The following is a 24,437-nucleotide window of genomic DNA, read 5'->3' on the forward strand; positions in this document are numbered from 1 at the left end:
GGTGAGGGCACCGTCGTCACTCCCGGTGGAATGCCGATCTGCACTGACCTCTCAGAACATCAGGATGGTGGCGTGCTAAACCAAGCTTTCTTACATCCGGGACAGTCGGCCTTCGTCATCCACAACGTCAAGTCTGCATCCTTCGCCAGTCCAGCGCCACAGGATTATGTTGTTGTCTACCACCGATGTCCCCTTGGCAAAGCTTCGGATCAGAAGCCCCGCAAAGCCGTCAGTGATGAGACTGGCGGCAAAGTCCTGCGTCGGAACAGTTTGCTCATCGAGCATCCTTGCGCGCCAGCCCGGATCAGCGAGTGTGCCTTTCGTCATGCCGTACTGAGCAACTGCGTCTGCGTCTCGGGTATCAAAAATAGGGCCAAGATCGGCAGCGTAGGACACAAGCATCGTGGGCTGCAGGCTTCCGACCTGGTTTGCTTCGCGCAACGCCGTGGTTGGATCGAGCGCGGTGTAGAGGGCCGGGGTGCCCTTCGCGTTGAATCGCCCTCCATAGAGTTCAGCACCACGCCCGGAGAGAGGTTCACGCGCATAGACAGGGTTGAGGGGGAGTGTCATGAACTCTGTGTATCTGGCCCGGTCCATGCGGGTTTCAGATACAGTCACGCGTTGAAGCGTTCGTCGAACATGATAGCGAATTGGTTTCGGGCCGCAAACCATTCCCGGACATTCCGCCCACCTTTCTCGAAATTGCGGATCGCCAGATAGATCAGCTTGGTCGCAGCCTCCTCGGTCGGGAACGAACCACGGGTCTTGATCGATTTGCGGATCACACGGTTCAGGCTTTCGATGGCGTTCGTGGTGTAGATGATCTTGCGGATCGCCGGATCGAAGGCAAAGAACGGGATCACCTCCTGCCATGCCCGCCGCCATGCCGGAGCGATGGAGGCGTATTTCTCGGCCCATTTTTCCTCGAAAGCATCCAGTTCGGCGGCAGCCTGATCGGCGGTTGGAGCGCCGTAAATCAGGCGCAGATCGGCGGCGACTGCCTTGCGATCCTTCCAGGCGCAGAAATTCAGGGAATGGCGCACCAGATGAACGATGCACGTCTGGACTGTGGCATCGGGAAAGGCGGCGGTTGATCGCGTCCGGGAAGCATTTGAGGCCATCCACGACGGCAATCAGGATATCCTGGACACCCCGGTTCTTGAGTTCGTTCATCACCGACAGCCAGAATTTGGCCCTTCGTTCTGGCAATCCACAGGCCCAGAACCTCGCGAACACCGTCCCGTGAGACGCCCAGGGCAACATACACGGCCTTGTTCTTCACCATGCGGCTATCAGCATCGCGGATCTTCACCGGAGCGCGTCGAAAATGACGATGGGATACATTCGGTCCAGCGCCCGGGACTGCCATTCCCGGACCTCGTCCAGCACGGCGTCGGTGACGCGGCTGATCAGGTCAGGCGAGACCTGAAGGCCATAGACGTCCTCGAGATGGGCGCGGATATCACGCACCGTCAGACCGGCGGCGTAGAGCCCGATGATCTTGTCGTCCATCCCATCGATCCGGGTCTGGCCCTTCTTCACCAGTTCAGGCTCGAAGCTGCCGTCCCGGTCACGCGGCACGGCAATCGGCAGTTCGCCGTCTTGGCCTTTTAGTCTCTTGGCGGATGAGCCGTTGCGGCGGTTAACCTGATCGGGCGGCGCCTCCTTGCCGTCCTCATAGCCCAGGTGCGCGGTCAGTTCGGCGCCCAGCATCCGCTCCATCAGCTTGATCTTCAGCTCTTTCATCAAGCCGTTATTGCCAAGCAAATCTTCAGGCCGCTCGCAGCCCTTCAGAAGTTCGTCCAGCAGTTCCTTGGAAATCGTCATCGTCCTTGCTCCTCTCAGGAAGCATGGACCAGATCCCAGTTACACAGAAGATCGGACACTCTCGGTTGAGGGCGCAATAGAGAGGACCTGCATAGCGCCCAGCCGTAAGAGGCATCAGGCGAAGACGCCTGCGTCGACCGCGTCTATGTATTCGAGAACTTGCTGCGCCTTGCCTTCCTGCACCAACTGCATCGCGGTTTGGCCGTCAAACCCGGGCAGGGGCTCTGAGCGATACCAGGCATAAGCCATCAATTCCGACCCGAACCGCGGCTCGACCTTATTGAGGACCTCAACAAGTTCGCGCAAACGGCGCTGTGTCTTGTCCGAGCTGATACGGCTCCGCCGCTGCATGGCATCCTTGCCAAGACCAACCGTCATTGCGATCTCCTCTGCCGAGGTGCGCAGCGCTGCTGCGATCTTGCGCGGTTCAAACTGTCCGCCTTCTGCGAAGTTCGTGATGTGCATGACGTTACTCCATACGGTGATTATGACGGTATATAGCGGCAATATTGCTGAATATCAAGTCAACAGCAGTGAACTCCGCGTTTCTCCCAAGGAATTCATGTCCCGGTAACACGCACATCTTGGAAAATGCCGCAGGTCTTGGTGCTTTGAGCACTGCCCGAGACGTATATTTGAAGAAGCTGCCAGCCCTGCCGGTTCTGCCCGCCAAAAAGAGAAAGTGTCCTTTGGGTTTTGTGACTGACGGATGAGGGCCTTTGGGGTTCCTCGGACGGGTCCGGGCCGGATTCCGGCCTGTCTTTCTTGACGAAGGGCAATCCGATGCAAACAGGTGTCTTGCGCGTGCTGCGCGTAACCGCTGACTCATGGTGGCGGCACAAGGAACTGCGCTGAGCCGGTCAGGCGAGGCTGGCGCAGCGACTCGAACGCGGCACCGTCCTGCGTGACCTCGGCTATCTCAGGCAGGCGGCGACATTGCCGGACGCGCATGTGATCTGCGGACATGGCGGGACGTTCATCCATCTCGGTTGGACCACCGTGTCCACGCTCGCGCCGATCGAGCGCTTTCCCTTGGCCGCTCTTGCGGTCGCACGAGGGACGCCCTTCATCGATATCCGACCCGTCACCGATGTGATCGCCTTCGCGAACCTGCCCCGCGTGCCGCGGGACGGATCGATCGACCCTGAATCTTGGGGGCCCGGCAGGTCCGTCTCACTGACCACCTACATCGACATGGTCGAAAAGCTCGGTGCGAGGATCGCCAACGATCCGCGCACCCGTCGGTCAACCTGAATCCCATTCTCTCTCATCAACACACGAAAGGACGCCAGCCATGGCCCGATCCCGCACGCCCAAATTCGATGCCTCCGAGGTCATCACAAACGAAATCATCCGCATCATCGAGCGCGGCGTCCTGCCGTGGCGCAAGCCCTGGACCGCTGGCGGCAGCACAAAACCGCTGCGCGTGGGCGGCGAGGCCTATCAGGGCGTCAACAACTTCCTGCTGACCATGCGGACGATGATGGCAGGCTACACTTCGCCCTTCTGGATGACCATCCCGCAGGCCAATGCGTTGGACGCAAAGGTCCGCAAGGGCGAAAAGTCCTCCGTCGTGGTGTATTATGGTCAAAGCCGGAAAGACGCCGACAGCGAGGATGACCGCAGCGATAGCGATGATCGCTCCGAGGAAGCCCGGATCTTCCGCTTCCAGAAATCCTACCGCGTGTTCAATGCCTGCCAGATCGAGGGTCTGCCCGACAGCTTCTACCCAGACCCGGAGCCAGCGCCCGAACATCCCCCTGCTGAGCCCATCCCGTATATGCAGACATTCTTCGATGCGATCGACATCACCACGGTATTCGCGGGCGGCGAGGCCTACTATCTGCCGCCCGTCGATAAAGTTTTCATGCCTTCTATTGAGAGGTTCCAGGACCCGCGACATTTTTATGGAGTCTGGGCCCATGAGCTGGCCCATGCAACAAAGGCACCGCACCGGCTGAACCGCGATTATGGCCTCTCGCGGTTCGGCAATACTTCTTACGCCCGCGAAGAGATTGTGGCCGAGTTGACCTCCTGTTTCCTGGGACAGGAGCTTGGGTTCACGGCGCATACGCTCGAGATGAATGCCGCTTACCTCTACAACTGGCTGCGCGTTTTGCGCTCGGACAAAACCGCGATCTTCAAGCACGCCGCGGATGCGCAGCGCGCCTGTGACTACCTGATCGCCAGCTCGGAGGCGGGCAGGGCAGGGGGCAGCGCCGAGGCTGCCTGATAACACCCCACAAACGGAGATTCCCATGTCACACAAGGACCCAAAGACGCTGCGGGTCGCCTGTTTCCCTGGTGGTCGCCGCAGGATCATCACCTTCGAACGCGGTGCCTATTGGTGGAGCCAGTCCGAGGGTGCTTATCCGCTCTCGGCAGCGCTTGAGAGCATCACGGAAAAGGGCGGCTGGATCGAAACCATCCCCAACCCTAACTACAGACCCAGAGGGCTGTTCGGGTAGGGCACCTTCGGCCTCGGTTCTTCCGCCACGTGGAAAAGAAAAAGCAGGCTTTGAGAGGGGTGTTTCAACTTCTCAAAGGAGAGCCCCATGACCAGTACCGCTCAATCCCAGACAGACCGCCCAGATCCGACCGTAATCGCCGCGCAAAACGACGCGTTCCGCCAGCTCGCCTGTCTCGGGATCCCGCCCGAGCAGCCCATCCAGGGCCGCATGCATGTCACCCGGCCTCTCATGGAGGCCGGGGACGGCGTCATGGCCGATGCGGTGAAGGCGACCGGTGAGTTTGCCACATTCGAGCCTGAGAATGACCCCGAAGGCTGGCACGATTTCGGGGCGGTCGAGATCCGGGGTGAGACCGTGTTCTGGAAAATCGATCTCTACGAGGCTGACTCGGATTTCCGATACGGGGCCGAGACCCCGGACAACCCCGCGACCACCATGCGCGTGCTGACCATCATGCTGGCGCGCGACTGGTAGGGCAGGGGGCAGCCTCAATCCTACACCTCCGACACTCAAGGCCCGCTGACCCTCAAAGGGCAAAGCGGGCCTTTTGTCGTTTTGATCCCCGAACCCGGGGATTGGTCGCGCGGATGATCGCGCAGACCGTTTCATACCTATCGGAAAGGACATCCCATGACCGCAAACTTTGCCCCTTTCACTGTCGCAATTGGCGAGCTAATTGCGCATCCCGCCAATGTGCGTAGCAAATCCCCGGAAACCTATGACCCCGAGAACATCGCGCATCTGAAAGCCAGCATCGCCGTGCTGGGCCTGCTCCAGCCGCTCCTGGTCCAGAAGATCGATGGTAAATACGCCGTGCTCGCCGGCGGCCGGCGTCACGCCGCGCTGAAGGAGCTGGTCGCTGACAAGGCTGCCAAGGGGTTCACCGCGAAGACCAAGGTGGACTGCCGACTTGTTCCGGACGATTGCGACGTGACCACAGCCCTGTCGCTCGCTGAGAACGTCACCCAGGCACCGATGAACGCGATCGACGAGTTCGAGGCCTTCGCCCGGATGATGGAGGTCGACGGCCAGACGCCCGAGACGATCGCCAAAACATTCGGCACGACCGTCGCTGCCGTGAAAGGCCGGTTGCGCTACGGCCTGATCCACCCCGACATCCGCGCCGCGGCCCGGGCCAAGGTGATCACGCTCGACACGATGAAGGCTTTCGCCGAGCACCCGAGCCAGGAGGCGCAGCGCGAGGTCTTCGAGGCGCTCACGAAAGACGGCGGCTATCTGCAGGCCTATACCGTCCGTCAGTCGCTCAAATCCCGCGGGGTGCAGGTCAGCGACGATATCGGGGCCTTCGTGCGCGAAGACTACGTGGCACGAGGCGGCGCTGTCGCGGCTGATCTTCTGGAAGAGCATTCCGTGCTCGAGGATGCGGCGCTGGTAGAGACCATCCTGCTCGAGAAGCTCGGTGCCGCCGCCGAGGACGCCCGTATGAGGCTGGGCTTTGCCTGGGCGGATGCGATGCTGCGCTATGATTACGCGACCATGGCCGACTTCGGTCGCGTCTATCCCGGCCCGATCGAGCCGGATGAGGCCGCCCAGAAGCGCATCGATGAGATCACCGCCAAGCTCGAGAAACTGCAGCTCGAGATGGAGGACGAGGGGCTCGAGGAGGACGCCTACACTGCTCTCGACGACCGCGTGGACGCCCTGGAAGAGGAAGCCCGCGACCTGCAGGAGGCCTACAGCGCCGAGGACCTCGCGCGCTCTGGTGTGATTGCGTCGTGGTCGGGCGGTAAGGTCACGCTCCATGTGGGACTCGTGCGCCCCGAGGACACCGTGAAAGAGGAGGGCGCGTGCGGCTCCTCGAGTAACCAGACGGGGGAGGAGGCCCCGGACGCTGGCGAGATCAGCTACCCGGCCTCGCTGGCTGAGGATCTCAAGACAGAGCGGGCCATGGCCCTTGGCGCCGCGATGGCGCTGCATCCGGAGGCCACGCTTGACCTGACGCTCTTCAAGCTGGTGAGTGACGTTCTGTACAGCGGAATGGCCGTGACGCAGGCGATCAAGATCGAGGCCCGCAAAGAATACCGCAACCACGCCAAGATGGACGAGATCGACGAGACCTCGCTCGAGCAGGTGGCGGCAGCGCATGATGCGCTTGATCTGTCCTGGCTCGATGACGCCCGCGCGCCCGCCGATCAGTTCGCGGCGTTTCGCGCGCTCGATGCGGGTGAGAAGGCCAAGCTCGTGGCCTATGCCACGGCCAGCACCACGCAGTCCTGCTTCGCGCGGGATCCTAGGCGCGACAGCCTGATGCATGAGTTCGAGATCGAGGTCATGCCCGACATTCGCGCACATTGGACGCCGAACGCGGCGCTGTTCAACCGCTTCAAGAAGGCCTGGCTCCTGAAGATCCTTGGCGAGGATCTGGGTCTCGCCCAGGAGGCGGTAACGCTGGCCTCGTCGAGCAAGAAGGAGATCGTCGCCTTCTGCGACAAGCTCTTTGCCGAGCCCTTCGCCACGCTCACGGACGCGCAGCGCGCTGCGGTGGCCGCCTGGTGCCCGCCCATGATGCAGACCGCCGGTGTCGCCTGTGATGAGACGGCGCCCATCGTGGAAACCCCGGAACCTGACGGCGAGGTCGCGCAGGCGGCCTGACGCATCACGCGACCCGCGCGAAACATTCCGCCCGCGCGGGTCGACCCTCTCACACCCAACCGAAAGACATCCCCATGGCTATTCTCAAGTTCTCTGCCTCAGCCGTCGCGGCGCAGATCGCCCATGCGCGCGCCTGCAAGACCTTCCTGCCCAACTGGAACGGGCCCATTGATCGCCCCGCCCTGATCCTCATCGTCGGCAATGGCGTGCATCTGCGCTCGAACGGCATCGATGGCACGACCACCCGCATCGTCACCACCGAGCAGGCCGATCCCTCCTTCGCCTTCGCCGATGGCATGAACCCGTTTCGCGATACGGATTGGATGGCGCAACGGCGCATCGCATTCCGCGATCTGACCGGCCAGTTCTACACCGACATCCTCGATGATGTGCAGGTGCTCATAGACCGGGGGCAGGGGACGATCCGGCTCGCCACAGATGGCCACAGCATCCGTGTCTTCGTGCGCCGGGCCTCGGACTATCTCATCGGCGGGACCTACGAGGTGCCCTCGGGCCTTGGCGGCACCTTCCGGGTCATCCTCAAGGATGCCTGCGATACCTTCGCGATCGTGCAGAACTGCGGTAATTGCGAGGATTTCGACGCGATGCAGCCCTATCGCGTACCGCTCGATGCGCTGATGGAGATCGATGACCGGAGGGCGGCATAACGCGCCCTTTCTCAAACAAGCATCGCCAATACCCTGCCGGGCCTGCGGCCCTCTCGGGACATTGGCGACAACAATTTTCCCCAATGAGAGAAAGGACTCTGAAATGGGATGGCTCTTCTACACCGACCGCCGCGTCAAGACCTGCGCGGATGAGAAAGCGGAAATCGCTCGTCTTTGCAGCTTCGAGACCGACACGCGCAAGACCGAACTGGTGAAAGCCTGCAAGGTCGGCTCCACCTGGTATGCTGCGGCGCGGGTCACAAACATCGACGGAACCCCCATTGATGACGCGACCTATGTGACCGATGCAGACGGCTCCATCACCTTCGGGGCGGTGTTCCTGACGCGTTACGACGACGGTTGCTGGGGCTACAAGGACATGGAGGAAAGCGCCGGCCCCGTTGAGTCCCGCGCGCCACTGTCTTTGCTCAACCTGCTCTCCGGTCTGAAAGACTTCGACAGCTACGCGCAGGCCTGGCGCCAGCGCTGCAGGGACTGGGCCGCGATCCCGGACTACCAGGAAGGCGACAGGATCAAGCTCGCCGCTCCCGTCAGCTTGAGTGATGGCAGTACCTGCCAGATCGTCACGGCCACCCACTACAGGCGGGGGTGGCAAAAGCGGCGGTGCTATCGCATCGAAGAAACTGGCGGCCTCGTGCGCCTCTCGAAAGCCTCGCTCGCCGGATCGGCTCTCCTCAGTTCCGCGAAAGGCGCGTCAAGCCCGGTGTTGGCGGAGTTTCTGGCCGGGCGAGATTAGGTCCTGCGTCGGACGGTTGATCGGCCGGTCCGGCGAGAGCAAATTCTGCGGCTTGTCTTGACAAGGCAATGCAAATGCATTACCTAACGCAAGCAGTAAAGACCCCTTTCTTTCAGGAGATTGCCATGACAGCGCTCGCACAAGATGTATCGAAACTCACGGATCGGTATCAGACGACCGTGCCGGCGGGTGTGCGCAAGCAGCTCAAACTGGGCAAAGGCGACCAGATTCGCTACTGCACCGAGCCGAGTGGCAGGGTCTATATCGAGCCCGTGCGCACCGACGAGGAAGATCCCGTGCTTGGCGCCTTTCTCGATTTTGTCGAGGCCGATATCAAGGCGCATCCGGACCGCATTCGGGCGTTCGATGGCGCTTTGCATGACCGTCTTGCATCACTGGTCAGAGACGTTGACGTCGATCTCGATGCCCCGCTTTCGCTCGAGGATGAATGACTGGCGATACCGTGCCCGCCCAAGCGCCACTCGTCGTAAATGGATGGTCGATTTATGCGCATCCGCTCTTTCTTGATCAGCTCGAAGGGCTGACCCTCGAGGCCGAGGCGCGAAGAACGCGCGATCCCAAGACCTGGCGCAAAAAGAACTGCACGAAACGGCTGGCCGCTATCTTCAAGCTGGTGACCGAGGCCATACCGGCGGATCCGGGTGCCGCGGCATTCCGGCAAGGCGGCACACTCGGCGATCATCGCAAGCACTGGTTCCGGGCGAAATTCTTCCAACAGTATAGGTTGTTCTACCGGTTCAACAGTGACGCGAAGGTCATCGTGGTGGCATGGGTGAACGACGACAAGACCCTGCGCGCCTACGGCAGCAAAACGGATGCCTATGCGACATTCAAAGGGATGTTGGAAGATGGCAATCCACCTGACAGTTTCGACGCGCTCATCAAAGAAGCCGCGACGGCAGAAAAGCGTTTCGAGAAGTCTCTTGAAGCGGCGCCTGGCCGTTGAGATGGCTTTGGGAGCGCCCGCGACGCACAGGCAGCGCTATGGCTGTCAACCAAATGCCCGAACGCCTGTATCCGCGCGCGCCACCTGCCAGCCTGGCAAAAGGCAGAGGAAGACGTCAAATCATTGCTCAAAGAGAAGCGATTGCCAGCTCTCTAGCGGGCCTCTCTCAAGGCGGAACGCGCGCGAATTCGCATCGTGATAGGGCAGATTTCGGGGGAGTAATCGGCCAAGATATGGTTTTGCCTTGGGCAGAACCAAACTTTCTGCAATGCAATGATGTCAACCGAGGGGGATCAGGGTGGACGCGTTTCTTTCAAAGATGGTTCGGGCCGTGGAAGCGCCAAAGTTGCCGTTGCAGCAGTCAGAGCTTTTACGGCGGTGTGGCAAGGATCTTCTGACGCGCCCGGACCTCTGCGCTGCGCTGATCCAAGAGGCCGCAAGTGGCCCATTGTCGGACGGCCAGATGGCGATGCTGGTCGCCGCACTGGATGAGGCCCGCATGGCCGATGAGAACGGGCAGCGCAAAGGGCGCACCTTCCTGGATGACATGCGCGATGTGGTGGCCTTGCTCGACGCCGACCTGACATCCCAAACGGCCTTGTCTCTCTCCAGCGCCTGGACGCGTGCGGGCCTGACCCCGCCACCATCGCTGGCCCATGCGGTCATCTCCGAAGACCCGGATGCCTTTGCTGACATCAACGGCATTCCCGACATCCCCGATGAGATGTTCGACGGCATCTTCAATGACATCGGCGAAGACTCGGTTTCGGCCATGCTGGCGATGCTGGACGAGATGCTGCCAACCTTGCCGCCAGAAGCGCGCTTTGCTTTCATTCGCAAACTCGCTACCCGACCAGAGTCCCTATGTGGAGATGCCGCCGCAGCGCTGCTTCTTGCGACAGACGCCTCGGTGAGCTCCGGCGCGCTAACCGGTCTCGCTCTGCGCCAGCAGGCGGGTGATCTGTCTCAAACCTTGTTATCGCGCATCACCTTGATCCGAAGCTGGCTACAAGACCCTGACACCTTGCGCGGTATGGATGAGATCATCCGATCCGCCCTCAAAACTGGGACGCCGGCAACTGACACGCGCTCAAAACCCAAGATCCACCGCGTTGTATCCTCGATGGTCGATGGCAGCGGTGCGCAGAGCCTCTCTATGGCCATTCAATCGGGTGGCCGACGTGCTTTGGCGGTGGTGCTGCTCAAACAGGGGTTTGGCGTGAAAGACGCTTTTGTGCTTCCGTGCACCAGCGCCTCCGAGCAAAAACAGATGATCGCGCAGATTGCAAATGAGTCAGGCGCCTTGGAGGCAACAACAGATTATGCGTTCACCGCTCTGTCCTGGGCGCTTGCGGACGGTCAAGCGAACGGGACAATGCCCGCCGCGGGTCTGCTCGATGTCGTCGAGACCGCAGGTTTTGCCGATCTGCGCCCGCGATCGGCAGATATTGCAGACATCGCGGCCATTGCTGACCCCGAAGGCGCCGTCTCCACTCTCTCCGTCCGCGCACGCGGCAGCCTGATCATGGCGAGTGAGCATTGGCCTGATCACTTCCCGATCTCGGACAGCTGGTTCGAGGACAGCGACGCATCGTCAGATGCCATCGAAAGTGCAACGACCCAAAATGCCATGACCCGCAAGCTTTGGCAGCATCTGGAGACCCGCCGCGACTTTTGGGCCATGATCTTTGCCCGCAATGCCGCCTTGCTGGCGGCTGCAAAGAACCCCACAACGCCTGAGCTTGTCGCCGTGGCCCAGGCCATGTCCGAGGGCCGCGACCTGAAGAAGGCCCCGATCATGCATTTCGTGCACGCCATGAGCTTTGAGGCGTGGGTTCATCAGGACGCGCCGCCGATGCCGTTCGGCGGTCTTGAGGTCACCGAAGAACGCGCGGCCCCGGGAACCTACGCCGAGGTCGCACCGTTCGGCACAAAGGAACAAAAGGCGCTGGATAAGCTTCTGCGTCCGGCCAAGATCACACCCGCCTGGATGGAAGGCTTTTTGACAGGTCTTTGCACCGCTCCCAAGTTCATCAAACCCTCCGAGTGGATCATCACGATTTTCAATGTCGTGGCAGAAGATATCGCCTCCGATGCGGACTTGCAAAAACTCCTCGACCTGATCGTAATAGCCTACAATCACCGTCTGTCCTTGCTGCGGGACGGCGCTCCGGCGGAGGCGCTGTTCCCGGCGGACCCGGTCCTGTTTTCCATCTGGGCTGACGGCTATTTAACAGCATGGGAAGCGCATAAACCCCATTGGCCTAACAAATCCCTCGGCAAAGACGGCAAAGCCATGCGCGCGCTCCTCGAACAGGCGGCGGATTTCAAAACCAAACCGGACCAAGCTCCCGCCTTGCACAAATGGCTGATCAAGCAATGTGACAAGCAGAAATGATAGCTTTCTTGGGTGACTGTCAGGATAAGTCGCGGAAATCGGAAACTGCATGCTTTGCACGCAAATCGGGGTAGAACCTGAATTCGACCAGAGCGCCGCCTATGTCGAAGGGTGGCTTGAGGCGATGAAAGAGATAGAGATTTCAAGGCTCTTATCGTTCGGGAAACTTTGCTGTAACGTTGGATCAACACGTCAATGGGAGACCCGAGTTGAAACAGCCTTCAGATCGCAAACAGGCCTGCGACAAAGTCGACGGGTCCAAGGTCCAATCCCCCGACCGCCGGTCTCAGGTCGTTCTGAGCGTTACCGATATACCGAGTTACCTAGGCGAGCTTCTGGATAGGGGGCTCGACGACCATTTCCGTGACCGCTGAAACGAAGTCCCACGATGCCTGGTTTCGATCCAGGGTGCAGGAAGCGCTCAAAGACCCGCGCCCGCCGATATCGCACGCCCACGCGATGCATCAGTTGCAGACGTTGATTGACGAAAAGTGCCAGGAGCAAACTTGACCTAGTGCAGAGGTTGCGTATATACATATGTATAACCACGGGAGGCCTACCATGATCGAAGCAAAAATCCGCAAAGTCGGCAATTCCGCCGTTGTGACACTCAGCACCGAGATGCTCGCGCTTCTGGATGCCAAGGAGGGGGATACCCTCTATGCGGTGCGCACGGATGATGGCGGGCTGAAGCTGATGACGGAAAACCCCGAGCTGCAGGCCGCACTTGCGGCAGCCGAGATCGTCATGGATGAGAACCGCGATCTGCTTCAAGCACTTGCATGAGCGATTGGGTCTGGGTTCCGATGGCGGCCTTGTATGTCGTCCATGATCGCCAGATCGCGCGCCACGGCGGTGCGCCGGGGACCCGTGATCCGGCTCTTCTGGAAATGGGATGCGCCCGGGCGTTGAACCGGGCGTCCTATGAGGACGCAGATGTCTTCGCGATCGCGGCGGCCTATGCCTATGGCATTGCAAAAGCACATGCCTTTGTCGATGGCAACAAGCGCACCGCTTTCGTGGCAGCCTTTACATTCTTGCGGCTCAATGGCGTGTATCTGCGACCCGATCCCGGAAAGGGTGTCCGGATGATGGAAGACCTTGCCGCCGATCAGGTGAGTGAGGACGCATTTGCCACATGGCTGCGCGACCTATCCACGGAGACCGACGCAGTCTGATCGCATTGGCGATCCTGTCTGGTCCTTTCTGATCTGACCCTGTTTTTGATTTCGGATACTCATCCGCAAAAGGGAAAAGTGGGCTTTTTGTCCTTTGGAACTCAGACCCTGATCCAAAGGAAAATCCCCATGTCCAGGCCCAAACCGGCAAACCCGGCTCTCTCAATCTCCGACGCTGATCTCGTCTCTGCGCTGGCGCAAATCGGCGCGGAGATCGACAACCAACCCCTGCGTAGTTCAGCGCTCGCGCGGATCATGCGCGAGACGTTTCATTGCAGCGATGCCGGGGGCGCATGGGACTGGCGCATGGCCTACGACCTGATGCAGGCCGCGGCCATCCGGGTGCTGGTGTGTGGGGACACCGCGGCAGGTGACATTGCCGCTGCTAAACTCCTCGCCTCGCGGCTCCTGACGGAAACGCGTCGGTCAGAGCAGCAGATCCGGCTGCAGCAGTTTTCCACGCCACTGCCTTTTGCGGCCCTGGCGGTGCGGGCGGCAGCCATTCGCAAGGATGAGACCGTGCTGGAGCCCTCGGCTGGCACCGGTGCCCTCGCCGCTTTCGCCGCCCAGGCCGGTGCCACGCTTTTGCTCAACGAGATCGACCCCTTTCGCCAGCGCCTCCTGCGCGCCCTCTTCGGCGGCGAGGTCACAGGCCATGACGGCGAGCATATCGACGATCTGCTGCAGACGCCGGTTCTACCCGACGTCGTGGTGATGAATCCGCCCTTCGCCTCCTCGGTCGACCGCTCCCGGGACAAGCACATCGCTGCAAAACATCTCATCGCCGCAGCCAAGCGCCTCGCACCCGGCGGGCGGCTGGTGGCGATTATGCCACCCGGGTTCACACCCGAGCGTGATGCCGCGCATTGGTCTCGCGCCTGCGGCCTCCTCACGCCGCGCTTGGTTCTCACGATGCCGGGACAGTTCTATCGCAAGCTCGGCACCTCTGTAGAAACCCAGCTGATGGTCTTCGACAAGGTGCAGAAGGACGGCGAGTTCATCCGCGTCCCTGTGCAGGATCTGGATGAAGCTTTTCCTCATGTCGACGCCGTGGCCGCGACCCGGTCGGAGGCGCGCTCTACCCAACGGGCGGCAGCAGTCCCCCCTGCGCGGCCGGTCGTTCCAGCATCTGTCGCGCGCAAGCACCCAGCTGATGTTGTCGCCGCCGCCAAGCCCCGCGCCAATGCCGCCATCCCGCTCACCTTCACAAGCCTTGAGGCCCCGCGCGACAACACGCCTGTCTCGGATATCTATGCGCGATACCGCCCGCAGCGAATCGAGATCGCGGGCGCGCAAGAACATCCCACGCCACTCGTCGAGAGCATCGCCATGGCCTCTGTCGCACCGCCCATGCCCTCAGGCGCGGCCAGTGCGGAATTGCGCCTGCCTGCCAAGCTGATCGAGGAGGGACACCTCTCCGAGGCGCAGCTCGAGACCATCATCATGGCACATGATGCCCACGGGCGTGACTTGCCGGGGCGGTTTACGATTGATGACGACCAGACCAAGCTGACGCGCGCCGATGATGATCCCAACGCAAGCGCCTATCGCCTCGCCTATTTCCTCGGGGACGGCACCGGCTGCGGCAAGGGACGCGAATGCGCCGGGCTGATCCTCGTGAACTGGCTTGCCGGGCGCAGGAAGGCGATCTGGGTCTCCAAGTCCGCCACGCTCATCGAGGACGCCATTCGCGACTGGACCGATCTCGGTGGCTCGCCCGCCGACATTCAGCCGCTCTCCAAATGGAAACCGGACCAGCCCATCCCCATGGGCGATGGCATCCTCTTCGCGACCTACGCCACGCTGCGCTCTGCAGGCAAATGCGGCACCACGCGGCTGACCCAGATCCTTGATTGGATGGGCGAGGGGTTCGACGGCGTGCTGGCTTTCGACGAGGCCCATGCCATGCAAAACGCTGCCGGGTCTGGTGAGGGCAGGGGGATCAAACCTTCCCAGCAGGGCCTTGCAGGGCTGCGGCTGCAACTGGCCGCGCCGCGTGCCCGCGTGTTCTACATCTCTGCCACGGGCGCCACCAGTGTTCACAACCTGGCCTACGCGGCGCGTCTCGGTCTCTGGGGGCAGGGCCCCGAATACCCCTTCCCGAGCCGCGAGAGCTTTGTCTCGGCGATGGAAGCGGGCGGCGTGGCGGCCATGGAGGTGGTCGCGCGCGATCTCAAGACGCTCGGGCTCTACACGGCGCGCGCCCTCAGCTTCGATGGCGTGGAATACGATGTGCTCGAGCATGCGCTGACCCCGGCGCAGACCGAGATCTACGACGCCTACGCCGGCGCGTTTCGGACGATCCATCAAAATCTCGAAGCGGCGCTGACAGCCACCGGCATCAACGACGCCTCTGGTGAAACCAATGCCTCGGCCGCACGCGCCTCTGCCAAATCGCGCTTCGAGAGCACGAAGCAGCGCTTCTTCAACCATCTCCTGATGGGCATGAAGGCGCCGACCATCATCCGCGCCATCGAGGACGATGTGGCGGCGGGCAACGCTTGCGTCATCCAGGTGGTCTCGACGGGTGAGAGCCTGCTGAAGCGGCGGCTCGAGACGATGGATCCGGAGGATGAACTCGTTGAGGGTGCCTTGACGCCGCGCGACTATGTTCTTGGCTACCTCGAACAGGCCTTCCCGATTCATGCGCAAAAGCTCGTGGAGATTGACGGCAACATGGTGGCCGAGCCGCTCCGGGATGAGACCGGTGCGCTGGTCGTCTCGCGCGAAGCGCTCGCTTTACGTGACGCGGCGATGATGGAGCTGATGACGCTCGCCCCGATCCCTTCGGCGCTCGACCAGATCCTCTGGGCGTTCGGCGACGAGGCCGTGGCAGAAGTCACGGGCCGATCGATCCGGCCATTGAAGGCCGAGGATGGTCATCTCTTCATCGAGAAGCGTGCCGCCAGCAGCAATTCGTCTGAGACCCAAGCCTTCATGGACGGCGAGAAGGATGTCCTGATCTTCTCCGATGCGGGCGGGACGGGCCGCTCCTATCATGCCTCGAGATCGGCGAAGAACCAGAAGCGGCGGCGGCACTACCTGCTGGAGCCCGGCTGGCGCGCGGATGCGGCGATCCAGGGGCTCGGACGTACGCATCGCTCGGCCCAGGTCAGCGCGCCCTTCTTCCGGGTCTGCACCTCCGATGTGCATGGCGAGAAGCGCTTCACCTCGACGATCAGCAAGCGCCTCGACCAGCTGGGGGCTTTGACCAAGGGCCAGCGCGAGACCGGCTCGCAAGGCATGTTCCGCGAGGAGGATAATCTCGAAAGTCCGATCGCGCGGGCGGCGCTGCGCGGCTACTACGCCGATCTCGCCGCCGGGCGCGCCGAGGCGATGAGTTACGAGAGCTTCACCGACTGGACAGCCCTGCGACTGATCGACAAGGACGGGGTGCTGCTCGAAGAGCTTCCGCCGATCCAGCGGTTTCTGAACCGAGTGCTGGCGCTTCCCATCCACATGCAGAACGCGCTCTTTGCCGAGTTCATGAGGCGGATCGCCGATCAGACCGAACGGGCGCGCGCGGCGGGCACGCTCGATCTTGGCGTGGAAACCCTGCGTGGCGAAAGGATCGAGCAGGTGTCGACCGAAGATCTCTGGACCTGCCCGAAATCTGGCGCCGTGACGCGGATCATCGGTCTCGAGGTGACCGACCCGGTCCACGTCCTCGGCGCCGAAGAGGCCATGTCGCGCAATCCGGGTAAGCTGCCCATGGTCAATCGTGCCTCCGGCCGCGCGGCGCTCATCTCGGCGCGGCCCATGCAGATGTATGACGAGGATATCGTCACCCTGATGCGCAAGGCGGTGCGGCCGAACGGGTCGAGCTATCTCGAGGAGGCGCGCTTTGAAGCTTCCGCCTGGGAAGACATCGACAGACCCGAGTTCACCCGGCTTTGGGATGAAGAGGCCGCAGCTCTGCCCAAAACCACCACGACCAAGCTCTACCTGCTGACCGGACTGCTGCTGCCAATCTGGAAGGATATTCCGACCACGAATGAGCGTATCTACCGGGTCACGCCCGACGGGGTGACCGCGATGATCGGGCGCACGCTGAGCGAGGAAGGGGCGGCAGCGCTGCGCGCCCGCTTCCTCGTCTCCAATCCACAGACGCCGCATGAGATGCTCACCGCCGCCCTTGGCAGCAGCGCGCCGGTCGATCTGGGCCGGGGTCTGACCCTGACCCGTCGCCGCGTCGCGGGCGAGATGCGCCTCGAGCTGGGCGGCGCGGACAAGGGCATAATCGAAGGCCTCAAGGCCCTCGGCTGCTTCACGGAGATCATTGCTTTCCAGCTGCGGGTGTTCCTGCCGCATCGGGAGGGGGTCGATACAGCGGGCATTCTGGCCCGGATCGTGGGGCGGGGACCCGCCATGACGGCAGAACAAGCTGCCTGAAAAGTGAAAGCGGGCTTCGGGTCGGGCGTCGCGGATCGGGATTTGGCCGGTCTGCGCTTCCGGGGTGCGGGCAGACCAATGCCATGCCCGGCCCCGCCCCAAACTCCAGACAAGAGGACAGACCCATGACCAATCCCCAGATCGATTATGCCGCGTTGGCGGCTGAGTGGCGCGCGGAGCGCGAAACCTCCCTGAAGGCATCCAGAGAAGCGCTGGTCGCGCAATTGCGCACGCTCGGCATCAGCGAGGTCACCGCCGAATACGAAGGCTATGGCGACTCCGGCAATGTCGAGGATGTGACGGTGCAGCCTGTGGAGGTCAAATTGCCAGAGGCGCTTGCCACAGAGGTTGGCGACTTCGCCTGGTCGCTCGCTTATCACCATCACCCGGGGTTCGAGAACAACGAGGGCGGCTATGGCACCCTGACCTGGGACATCGCAGCCGACAGTATCACCCTCGATCACGCGGACCGTTTCGTGGACTGCTCGCACAGCTATGACGAGGGGCTTTGAGATGGCTCACCCGCTTCATCATGCCGAAAGCTCAGCCCGGAAGTTCGGCGGGGTGCCGTCTGACTATCAGGCTGTGCACGACTGGTTCGACGCCTCGAAAGAGCACCTCGCGCTCTTCACGCACAGGGCGCTGCGCCACCATGCCCAAGGTCTGTTCGAGGCCGAACGTGTCTTCGGCCTGACCCTGACCAATAGCGCGGGACGAGACATCCCCGTGCGCTGGATTGGCGAACAACATGTCCGCGAAGACTGCCAGGGCCGCATCCCGAGCATGGCGGACTGGCTGCGACGGATCCAGCCAGAGCCATGGATGGCCAATGGTCATATCGACGGCAATGTCGGCATCAACCCCTGCGGCGATCCAAGGGCTGCCTGGGTGTCCGAGGTCGCAGCCGGCAGAACGGTTCTTGGCCTCAAGGATTGGATGGCGGCGCGCGCGATGCAAACGGCGCAGAGCGCCTGACAGGTCTCGGCTCTTCGCCAAATGAATGCTGCGCGGAAGCCCGGTTTGAAGATCGGGCTTCTTGCGCCGTTTCCCCACCATATTTCTTTTGGAGGATCGCATGACGATCGATGAAATCAAGGCCGCCGTCGATGCCGGCCAGACCGTGCATTGGGCCAATACCGGATACCGCGTGCACAAAGACCGGCTCGGTCAGTACCTGATCACCTATGTGCCGAACGGCAGCTGCATCGGTCTGACCGACCGGGGCGGGCAACGGTTGAACGGAGATGAGGCGGAGTTCTTCGTCGCGGGCCCGGAGGAGGACCACGAGGAAAACCCGGGTCATCGATCAAGAAAAGACGGGCAGGGGAGGGGCGCAGCACCCGGAGGCGCGGGAGCACTCCCACTCGGACGGCAGCTCTGACCCGCGGGCGGGGCTGAAAGGAAAGCAGGCTTTCTGGTTTGTGATCCCTCAAGGGGTCGAGAAAGCAATCCCGGATGCGCTGGCAAGGACGTCAGGCACCGGCCAATCCAGAAGGAACCATCCCATGTTCGCAGGAACCCTCACCCGCAATGTCGAGACCGCGGCCGCCGAGTACTCCGGCATGATCCACGGGACGCGCTTTGACATCGCCATCCAGCTCGAGGCACGGGCCAAGATGTCCGCGCGCAGCCCGGACTACGACGTGACGGCGATCAACAAGTCGGGCCGCAAGGTGCGCATCGGCACGGCCTGGAACGAGACCGGCAATACCAGCGGCAACCCCTACATCTCGATGCAGCTTGACGTGGGTCTTGGCCCGTTCCGGGTCAACGCGGTGCAGACGAAAGAGGCGCGCGCGGCCCAGAGCGGCGCGTTCGAGATCATCCCGCTGGTCTCGAACGGCCTGATGAAATCCGGGTCGATCTCGGGCGAGATGACTGCGATGGATGCCGACAATGCCTTCACCGGCTACATCGCCAACATGATGTTCGATCTGGAGTTCATGCTGATCGAGAACAGCTACAAAGCCGAGGAGACCCACCCCGATTACCGGATCGAGGTCAGCTCGCCGCGTGGCACGCCGATCCGCGTCGGCTCGGCCTGGATGGCGAAAAGCAGCCGCACCGGCAACGACTACCTGTCGCTGCTTATCAACACGCCCGATGGCGATCTGCGGGTCAACGCGGTGCAGAACGAAGAACAGCGCGGCGGGCAGACCTTCTCGATCATCCCGTTCATCGACAGCGGCGAGCAGCCGCAGGACGCGGGCGCGGGGCTGTCGCTGGTCGCGTGATCAGCGCACGAGAGGAGACGATCCGCACCCAAAGGGGAGCCGTGGGACCACGGTTCCCCTTTTTCCATGTCTGGCTGCATCAAGGGCGTCAACCGCTTGCGATCTGGCGCAAATGCTATACGATAATATACTATCAAAGTATTAAGGGCGGGCGCGTGGCGACGAAATCGGGAACAGTTCCATGGTTCGAGAGCTTCGACGTTGAGGCAGAGGTTGCAGACCTCCTCGCTCATATCGAGCGCTGCACCGGATTTGCGCTACCCGCCCGAAAGCGCGCCGTCATCATGTCCCATGCGACGGCGAAGCTCGACAAGACCAGACAGGCATATCAGGAGGCCAAGGCGGCGGGAAAGCCGGTGTCCACATCGCGCCGCGCTTATTTGACCGACCTGCAGGACACGATCCTCATGGCGATCCCGGAGGAGAACCTCGCGCTGATGCCGCTGAGCGATCAGGTCCTGAACGACCCATCATTTTACGCGGACGCCATGCACCGTGCCGCCGCGATCAGCGAGGATGAGCTTTTCATGGTGATGTCCTCTTCGCTGAAAGACATGACGGTGCGGGAGGCCCGGGCGTTCGTATCGAAGCTCTGGCACGGCACGATCGACGACAATGCCCGCAAATACGCTGAAGCCTTGAAGCGCCCCGAGCGTGAAACCATGCCCCTGCGGCCTGGCAACGCTGTGTAAGATCACGGTAAACCGGTTCCTGGTTCTGGTACTTCGTGAGTTGGTTCACCTGCCGAGTGGATGGGGTCAAAATCGTAAGTCAACGTAGATTTGCAGGCGGCGACCGTGGGCAGGATGTGCGCTTTGCGGAACCAGTAGCCATCGTCTGCAGTCAGATCATGGACGGTACGGAGCAGCCATCCGAAGACTAGAGGTGCTGCTGCGGCGCAGCGTCCCAAATGAAACATCGGCGAGATGTGCACTAGGGGAAAGCCATACCATGCTTGCAGTGATACGGTGTACAGCAGCAGAGTCGACTACGGTGACAGACCATCACATCAGAAGTGAGTCTTGCACCTCACACGGGCCTGAAATCCGCATGGTCGAACCAACTTCGCCTAGGATCAAGCCTCAAGATGACCTAAGTGTAGTGGGCAGATCAGACCTTTGAAGCCAAAACATGTCCATCGCCGTCAATCCTGAAATCCTCATTTGGGCACGTCAATCCGCCGGATTTGACGTCGACGATGCCGCGCGCAAATTGGGTTTTGGCGAGTCGCCCAAAAGCAGCGCTGTGGAGAAACTCGCCGCCATGGAAGCAGGCGAGAAGCAGCCTACCCGCAATCAATTGACCAAGTTCGCAAACGTCTACAAACGGCCACTGATCACCTTCTATTTGGCCGAACCCCCGAAGACTGGACAGCGCGGCCAGGATTTTCGCCAGACGCCGGATTCACGTGGTCAACGTGAAAACGGCATGTTGGACGCGCTTTTACGTGATGTGAAAGCCCGGCAAGAGCTGGTCCGAGATGTCCTTCTTGATGAGGAAGACTTCGAAGCCCCGAAGTTTGTTGGATCGGCAGACATTGGCCTTGGCGTCGGCAAGGTGGTCGAGATGATCTCAAATGCCTTGGCATTTGATCACACCGACATTTCCTTGCGGAAGGGCGACGCAAATGCCTTGTTTGGACGGCTGCGCGCTGCAGCTGAAGACGCCGGTGTCTTCGTCTTAGTGCTTGGTGACTTGGGCCACCACACGCTCTCGATTGGTGCCGATGTTTTTCGCGGGTTCGCTATTGCCGACCCCGTCGCACCCTTTGTTGTGATCAACGCAAAGGACGCGCGACCCGCGCGTGCGTTTACGCTGATCCACGAGCTTGCTCATATTCTCCTTGGGCAGTCCGGTGTTAGTGGCAGCGTCTCCACGGAGCAGCCGAAAACAGATTCCGCCAGGATTGAGCGGTTCTGCAACGACGTGGCTGGCGAATTTCTTTTGCCAGAAGGTTATTTTCGCAAGGCCGGCGTCAAATTTGGCGCCAACGACACCGAAGCTGCACGCGCTTGCATCGATCTTGTCGCAAGCCGCTGGTCGGTCAGTGAACCAATGGTGGCCTATCGGTTTCAGCGCACTGGAGAATTGACCGATGGGGCTTATCAATCGTTGCGCCAAGAATATCACCAAAGATGGCTGGCCAACGTTAAGAAAGAGAAGGCTAAGCAGAAAGAAAATGACAGTGGCCCTTCGGGCTATGTCATTAAGTACCACAATCTTGGCCATGCGTTGGTCGATGTCGTGCACCGCAATTTCAAAGAACGCAACCTGACCCACACTAATGCCGCGCGGCTGCTTGGGGCCAAAGCCATTTCGATTCCAGGATTTCTTAAATTCGTAGAGGGCGTCCGGCGGAGGAATGTGCAAGGCAATGGCCATGCCTCATGATGTATTTGCTCGACGCTAACACGCTGATTGAGGCCCATGATACCTTCTATCCGGTCGACCGAATGAAGCCGTTCTGGGATTGGGTGCAGGCTCAAGCGGAAGCCGGGTCGATCAAGATGCCTTGGGAGGTTCACGAAGAATTTACTGGCGATGGTCTTCACGTCCAATGGATCAATGAACCTGATGTGAAAGCTGCTCTGATCCTTGATGAGGAGGTCAATCCCGAGCTGATCCAACAAGTCATCAACGAAGGATATCAGGGAGCCGATCCAGCCTTCGATGACATTGAGCACACCAAGTATGGAAAGGACCCGTTTCTGGCTGCGTACGCACTCGTCGATCCAAATAACCGAACGGTGGTGACACGAGAGAGGTCAAAGCGGACGAAGCGTCTTGGATCAACTAAGTTGCCGGATGCATGTGACGATCTCGGGATCAATTGGGTGGATGACTTCCAACTCTATCGCGCGATGAATTTCACGGTGACCTAAGCATTCCTTCGAAGCGCGATGAATACCGTGCGCGGTGACTTTGAGCCTGGTTGAGCTTCGCGCCCAAAGTCTGCTTTTAAAAAGGACTGAAAGGCGCGCGGATCCGCAGCGAAGTTCTGCTTCTCGCCCATCATATCGAATGCTGGAGTAAGTCCTTCACATAGTCGGCAGCGTAGTCGCCTGCATCTCAACCTTGGTGCAAGCCTCTCGGCCTCCCCTGCTCGGCTTCGCGTGTCGCAGGGGAGAACGGCCCTTCGGTCCGTCGCGCATTCGGCCATGCGGCCTCACCGCGGCGTCGCACCCGGCATCCCGGTTTGCCCGCCTCGCGAGCACGTCTCTCCCCGGCCGCTCCGCCGGATTGCGCTCTGGTCTGTTTTGCGGGGCAAAACGATCCCGCCGCTCCATCCGTCTCCCGCGTCCGGTCGGGCCGTTTGCCTGCTCGGGCCGGGCAAACCTACCGTCAAAACACACACACATGAGCGTGGAAGCATATCCTCCGGATGGCCCCCGAATCAGTCCGCGTCAAGGATCGCAAAACTTTTCGGCGAGGGGGGGCCTGTGGCGTGGGGCGGTCCCGTGCGTGAGGTCGCGCATGTGGCGGGTGCTGAGCGCGGAAAACTTTTGCGCCCGGCAAGCCGGCGGCTGCGCCGTCCCTGACCCGGGCAGATTCGGAAACCAGGCATTCGGCCATGCCCCCACACTCACGTGGTGGCTCTATAACCGAACACTGGAGACCAGACATGGCTTACGACAACGCGAACACCTACGAGACCATCGAGCTTTTCGGGCTGACGGAAAAAGACGCACAGCTCCCGATCCCGGAGGATCACGTCCTGACCGACCGCATCATCCGCGAGAGCTTCGAGACCCTGCTCGGTCAGCTGCGCGGGACCGGACTTGAGGCAGAAATCGAACCGCTGGCCCATGGGCTCGCCACGATCCTGCAGCGCCGCAAGGTGGCGCTCGGCAAGGAGGTCGACCGCACCGCCGACAAGATCGGCGCACTGGCAAAATCCCACGATGGATCAGAGATCGCCGAGACCGCGCTGGAAGAGGCGCAGGCGCGCTTCCTGCAGCTGCGCGAGATCGTCGGCGCCATCGAGGTGATGAGCGAGGCGGCGGCGGAATGCTACGAGATCGAGACGGGCCACGCCTTCATCCCGGCAGCCGGGTCGCGCGCGAGCGTCCGGGCACAGGAGACGGGTGCGGTCTTCGAGGCGCGGCAGCTCCTGGAACAGCACGACCGCGAAACCGCCGAGAAGTCGAAAGTCGAAGGGGTGCCCCTGATCGTCTCAGGCGCCACCGACTGGACCGATGTCGATGTGATCTTCAACACACTCGACAAGGTTCGGGAGCGGATCAAGCAGAACCGCAACCAAGAGATCTTCCTTTGCCACAAGGGTGGCAAGCATGGGGCGGAGATGATCGCGGCGCGGTGGGCCCGGGCGCGCGGGGTCGCGCAGGCGCGCTTCGATCCACGCTGGTCCGCACACGGGCGGGCGGCGCCGTTCAAGTGCAACGACGAGATGCTGGACGACAAGTTCGCGGCGACGGGGGTTGTGCTCTTCGGCGGCAACGGGGTCGCGCTGAACCTCGGGCAGAAGGCGGAGGCCAAAGGCCTGACGGTCATGCGGGTTGCGGACCTGGCGAAGAAGGCGTCACAGGACTGAAGAGAGGGGGTCGCCTTCGGGCGGCCCTTTCGTCATGTCTCCCGGGGCGTGTGATTGGCAGGGGGCGGCGGCCAGCACCGGCGTCCCTTCCACCCGGTCCGTCAAAGCGCGGTCCATCCGCATCGGTTCGGGCTGGGGGCTGTGCGCGCCTCACGCGCATCGTCCGCAGCTCAAGACACGAGGGCGGGAGACGCAGCACTTGAGGCTGAAGACCAGCACGGCCCTGGGGTGGTGTTTTGGAACATCTGCCCACGCAATGGGCGTCGTCAGTACGCCGGCCAGGTTCGGCGGGACGGTGGCGCGATTGGTGGCGTCTGCGTGATTGCCGAGGTCATCCGGGTCTCTCCTTTTTGCTATGCATGTGGATCGCACGGGGTCGG

At 61.5% G+C, this 24,437-nt stretch carries 24 protein-coding genes and 2 pseudogenes; 23 read left to right on the forward strand and 3 right to left on the reverse strand.

Annotation, left to right across the window (positions count from 1 at the left end; genetic code table 11):
* Window positions 1-90: 90 nt before the first annotated feature.
* From H9529_RS17925 to H9529_RS17935, 3 genes and pseudogenes are all read right to left on the reverse strand, one after another.
* Window positions 91-570: an RES family NAD+ phosphorylase gene (locus H9529_RS17925; protein ID WP_223814418.1), complete on the reverse strand. Its 480-nt coding sequence runs from the start codon at window positions 568-570 to the stop codon at window positions 91-93.
* A 44-nt stretch (window positions 571-614) separates the two neighbouring features.
* Window positions 615-1,827: pseudogene (locus H9529_RS17930) on the reverse strand (IS256 family transposase).
* A gap of 114 nt (window positions 1,828-1,941) precedes the next feature.
* Window positions 1,942-2,292 (reverse strand): MbcA/ParS/Xre antitoxin family protein, encoded by a 351-nt coding sequence (locus H9529_RS17935; RefSeq protein ID WP_092892267.1) that lies wholly within the window; start codon window positions 2,290-2,292, stop codon window positions 1,942-1,944.
* Between the two features lie 318 nt (window positions 2,293-2,610).
* Between H9529_RS17935 and H9529_RS17940 the strand changes: the two are divergent.
* The 23 genes and pseudogenes from H9529_RS17940 to H9529_RS18045 all read left to right on the forward strand — a co-directional run bounded on the left by H9529_RS17940 (window position 2,611) and on the right by H9529_RS18045 (window position 24,057).
* A pseudogene (locus tag H9529_RS17940) lies at window positions 2,611-3,081 on the forward strand (hypothetical protein).
* Window positions 3,082-3,121: 40 nt separating this feature from the next.
* Complete coding sequence (locus tag H9529_RS17945; RefSeq protein WP_092892265.1) at window positions 3,122-4,060, forward strand: ArdC family protein; 939 nt, start codon at window positions 3,122-3,124, stop codon at window positions 4,058-4,060.
* Window positions 4,061-4,085: 25 nt separating this feature from the next.
* Window positions 4,086-4,295 carry a DUF6330 family protein gene (locus tag H9529_RS17950; protein WP_092892263.1) on the forward strand — a complete coding sequence of 70 codons (210 nt, stop codon included), beginning with the start codon at window positions 4,086-4,088 and terminating at the stop codon, window positions 4,293-4,295.
* 87 nt (window positions 4,296-4,382) lie between these two features.
* Entirely contained in the window at window positions 4,383-4,772 is a 390-nt protein-coding gene (locus tag H9529_RS17955; RefSeq protein WP_092892261.1) for a DUF3768 domain-containing protein, read from the forward strand.
* Window positions 4,773-4,928: 156 nt separating this feature from the next.
* A complete protein-coding gene (locus H9529_RS17960; RefSeq protein ID WP_092892259.1) occupies window positions 4,929-6,911 on the forward strand; it encodes a ParB/RepB/Spo0J family partition protein in 1,983 nt (660 codons plus the stop codon).
* A gap of 74 nt (window positions 6,912-6,985) precedes the next feature.
* Entirely contained in the window at window positions 6,986-7,579 is a 594-nt protein-coding gene (locus tag H9529_RS17965; RefSeq protein ID WP_092892257.1) for a regulator, read from the forward strand.
* A gap of 103 nt (window positions 7,580-7,682) precedes the next feature.
* Window positions 7,683-8,336, forward strand: coding sequence for a DUF6927 domain-containing protein (locus tag H9529_RS17970; protein ID WP_092892255.1), 654 nt, complete (start codon window positions 7,683-7,685; stop codon window positions 8,334-8,336).
* 125 nt (window positions 8,337-8,461) lie between these two features.
* Window positions 8,462-8,788, forward strand: coding sequence for a type II toxin-antitoxin system PrlF family antitoxin (locus tag H9529_RS17975; protein WP_092892253.1), 327 nt, complete (start codon window positions 8,462-8,464; stop codon window positions 8,786-8,788).
* Entirely contained in the window at window positions 8,785-9,303 is a 519-nt protein-coding gene (locus H9529_RS17980; protein ID WP_085880498.1) for a type II toxin-antitoxin system YhaV family toxin, read from the forward strand. The genes H9529_RS17975 and H9529_RS17980 overlap by 4 nt, the downstream gene beginning before the upstream one ends.
* 463 nt (window positions 9,304-9,766) lie before the next feature.
* Window positions 9,767-11,701: a UPF0149 family protein gene (locus H9529_RS17985; RefSeq protein ID WP_176847315.1), complete on the forward strand. Its 1,935-nt coding sequence runs from the start codon at window positions 9,767-9,769 to the stop codon at window positions 11,699-11,701.
* A 37-nt stretch (window positions 11,702-11,738) separates the two neighbouring features.
* The gene (locus H9529_RS20940; RefSeq protein ID WP_223814420.1) at window positions 11,739-12,044 is read left to right on the forward strand and encodes a hypothetical protein; all 306 of its coding nucleotides are present in this window, start codon (window positions 11,739-11,741) and stop codon (window positions 12,042-12,044) included.
* A 20-nt stretch (window positions 12,045-12,064) separates the two neighbouring features.
* Window positions 12,065-12,211 (forward strand): antitoxin PaaA2 family protein, encoded by a 147-nt coding sequence (locus tag H9529_RS21390; RefSeq protein WP_369596565.1) that lies wholly within the window; start codon window positions 12,065-12,067, stop codon window positions 12,209-12,211.
* A 51-nt stretch (window positions 12,212-12,262) separates the two neighbouring features.
* Complete coding sequence (locus H9529_RS17995; RefSeq protein WP_085880501.1) at window positions 12,263-12,487, forward strand: AbrB/MazE/SpoVT family DNA-binding domain-containing protein; 225 nt, start codon at window positions 12,263-12,265, stop codon at window positions 12,485-12,487.
* The gene (locus H9529_RS18000) at window positions 12,484-12,879 is read left to right on the forward strand and encodes a type II toxin-antitoxin system death-on-curing family toxin (protein ID WP_092892247.1); all 396 of its coding nucleotides are present in this window, start codon (window positions 12,484-12,486) and stop codon (window positions 12,877-12,879) included. Before H9529_RS17995 ends, H9529_RS18000 begins: the two co-directional genes overlap by 4 nt.
* A gap of 129 nt (window positions 12,880-13,008) precedes the next feature.
* Window positions 13,009-17,271 (forward strand): strawberry notch family protein, encoded by a 4,263-nt coding sequence (locus H9529_RS18005; protein WP_092892245.1) that lies wholly within the window; start codon window positions 13,009-13,011, stop codon window positions 17,269-17,271.
* Between the two features lie 125 nt (window positions 17,272-17,396).
* A complete protein-coding gene (locus H9529_RS18010; protein ID WP_092892243.1) occupies window positions 17,397-17,783 on the forward strand; it encodes a DUF6878 family protein in 387 nt (128 codons plus the stop codon).
* A 1-nt stretch (window position 17,784) separates the two neighbouring features.
* Window positions 17,785-18,246 carry a DUF6915 family protein gene (locus tag H9529_RS18015; RefSeq protein ID WP_092892241.1) on the forward strand — a complete coding sequence of 154 codons (462 nt, stop codon included), beginning with the start codon at window positions 17,785-17,787 and terminating at the stop codon, window positions 18,244-18,246.
* 100 nt (window positions 18,247-18,346) lie between these two features.
* Window positions 18,347-18,652 carry a hypothetical protein gene (locus tag H9529_RS18020; RefSeq protein ID WP_092892239.1) on the forward strand — a complete coding sequence of 102 codons (306 nt, stop codon included), beginning with the start codon at window positions 18,347-18,349 and terminating at the stop codon, window positions 18,650-18,652.
* A gap of 124 nt (window positions 18,653-18,776) precedes the next feature.
* Window positions 18,777-19,505 (forward strand): DUF736 family protein, encoded by a 729-nt coding sequence (locus tag H9529_RS18025; RefSeq protein ID WP_092892237.1) that lies wholly within the window; start codon window positions 18,777-18,779, stop codon window positions 19,503-19,505.
* 41 nt (window positions 19,506-19,546) lie between these two features.
* On the forward strand, window positions 19,547-20,197 hold the full coding sequence (locus H9529_RS20945; protein WP_223814419.1) for a hypothetical protein: 651 nt from the start codon (window positions 19,547-19,549) through the stop codon (window positions 20,195-20,197).
* Window positions 20,198-20,636: 439 nt separating this feature from the next.
* A complete protein-coding gene (locus tag H9529_RS18035) occupies window positions 20,637-21,896 on the forward strand; it encodes an ImmA/IrrE family metallo-endopeptidase (protein ID WP_092892235.1) in 1,260 nt (419 codons plus the stop codon).
* Window positions 21,893-22,387: a DUF4411 family protein gene (locus tag H9529_RS18040; protein WP_092892233.1), complete on the forward strand. Its 495-nt coding sequence runs from the start codon at window positions 21,893-21,895 to the stop codon at window positions 22,385-22,387. Before H9529_RS18035 ends, H9529_RS18040 begins: the two co-directional genes overlap by 4 nt.
* A gap of 740 nt (window positions 22,388-23,127) precedes the next feature.
* On the forward strand, window positions 23,128-24,057 hold the full coding sequence (locus H9529_RS18045) for a DUF2493 domain-containing protein (protein ID WP_092892231.1): 930 nt from the start codon (window positions 23,128-23,130) through the stop codon (window positions 24,055-24,057).
* Window positions 24,058-24,437 lie beyond the last annotated feature (380 nt).

Origin of the sequence: Roseicitreum antarcticum (assembly GCF_014681765.1) — a bacterium.
Lineage (GTDB): Bacteria > Pseudomonadota > Alphaproteobacteria > Rhodobacterales > Rhodobacteraceae > Roseicitreum > Roseicitreum antarcticum.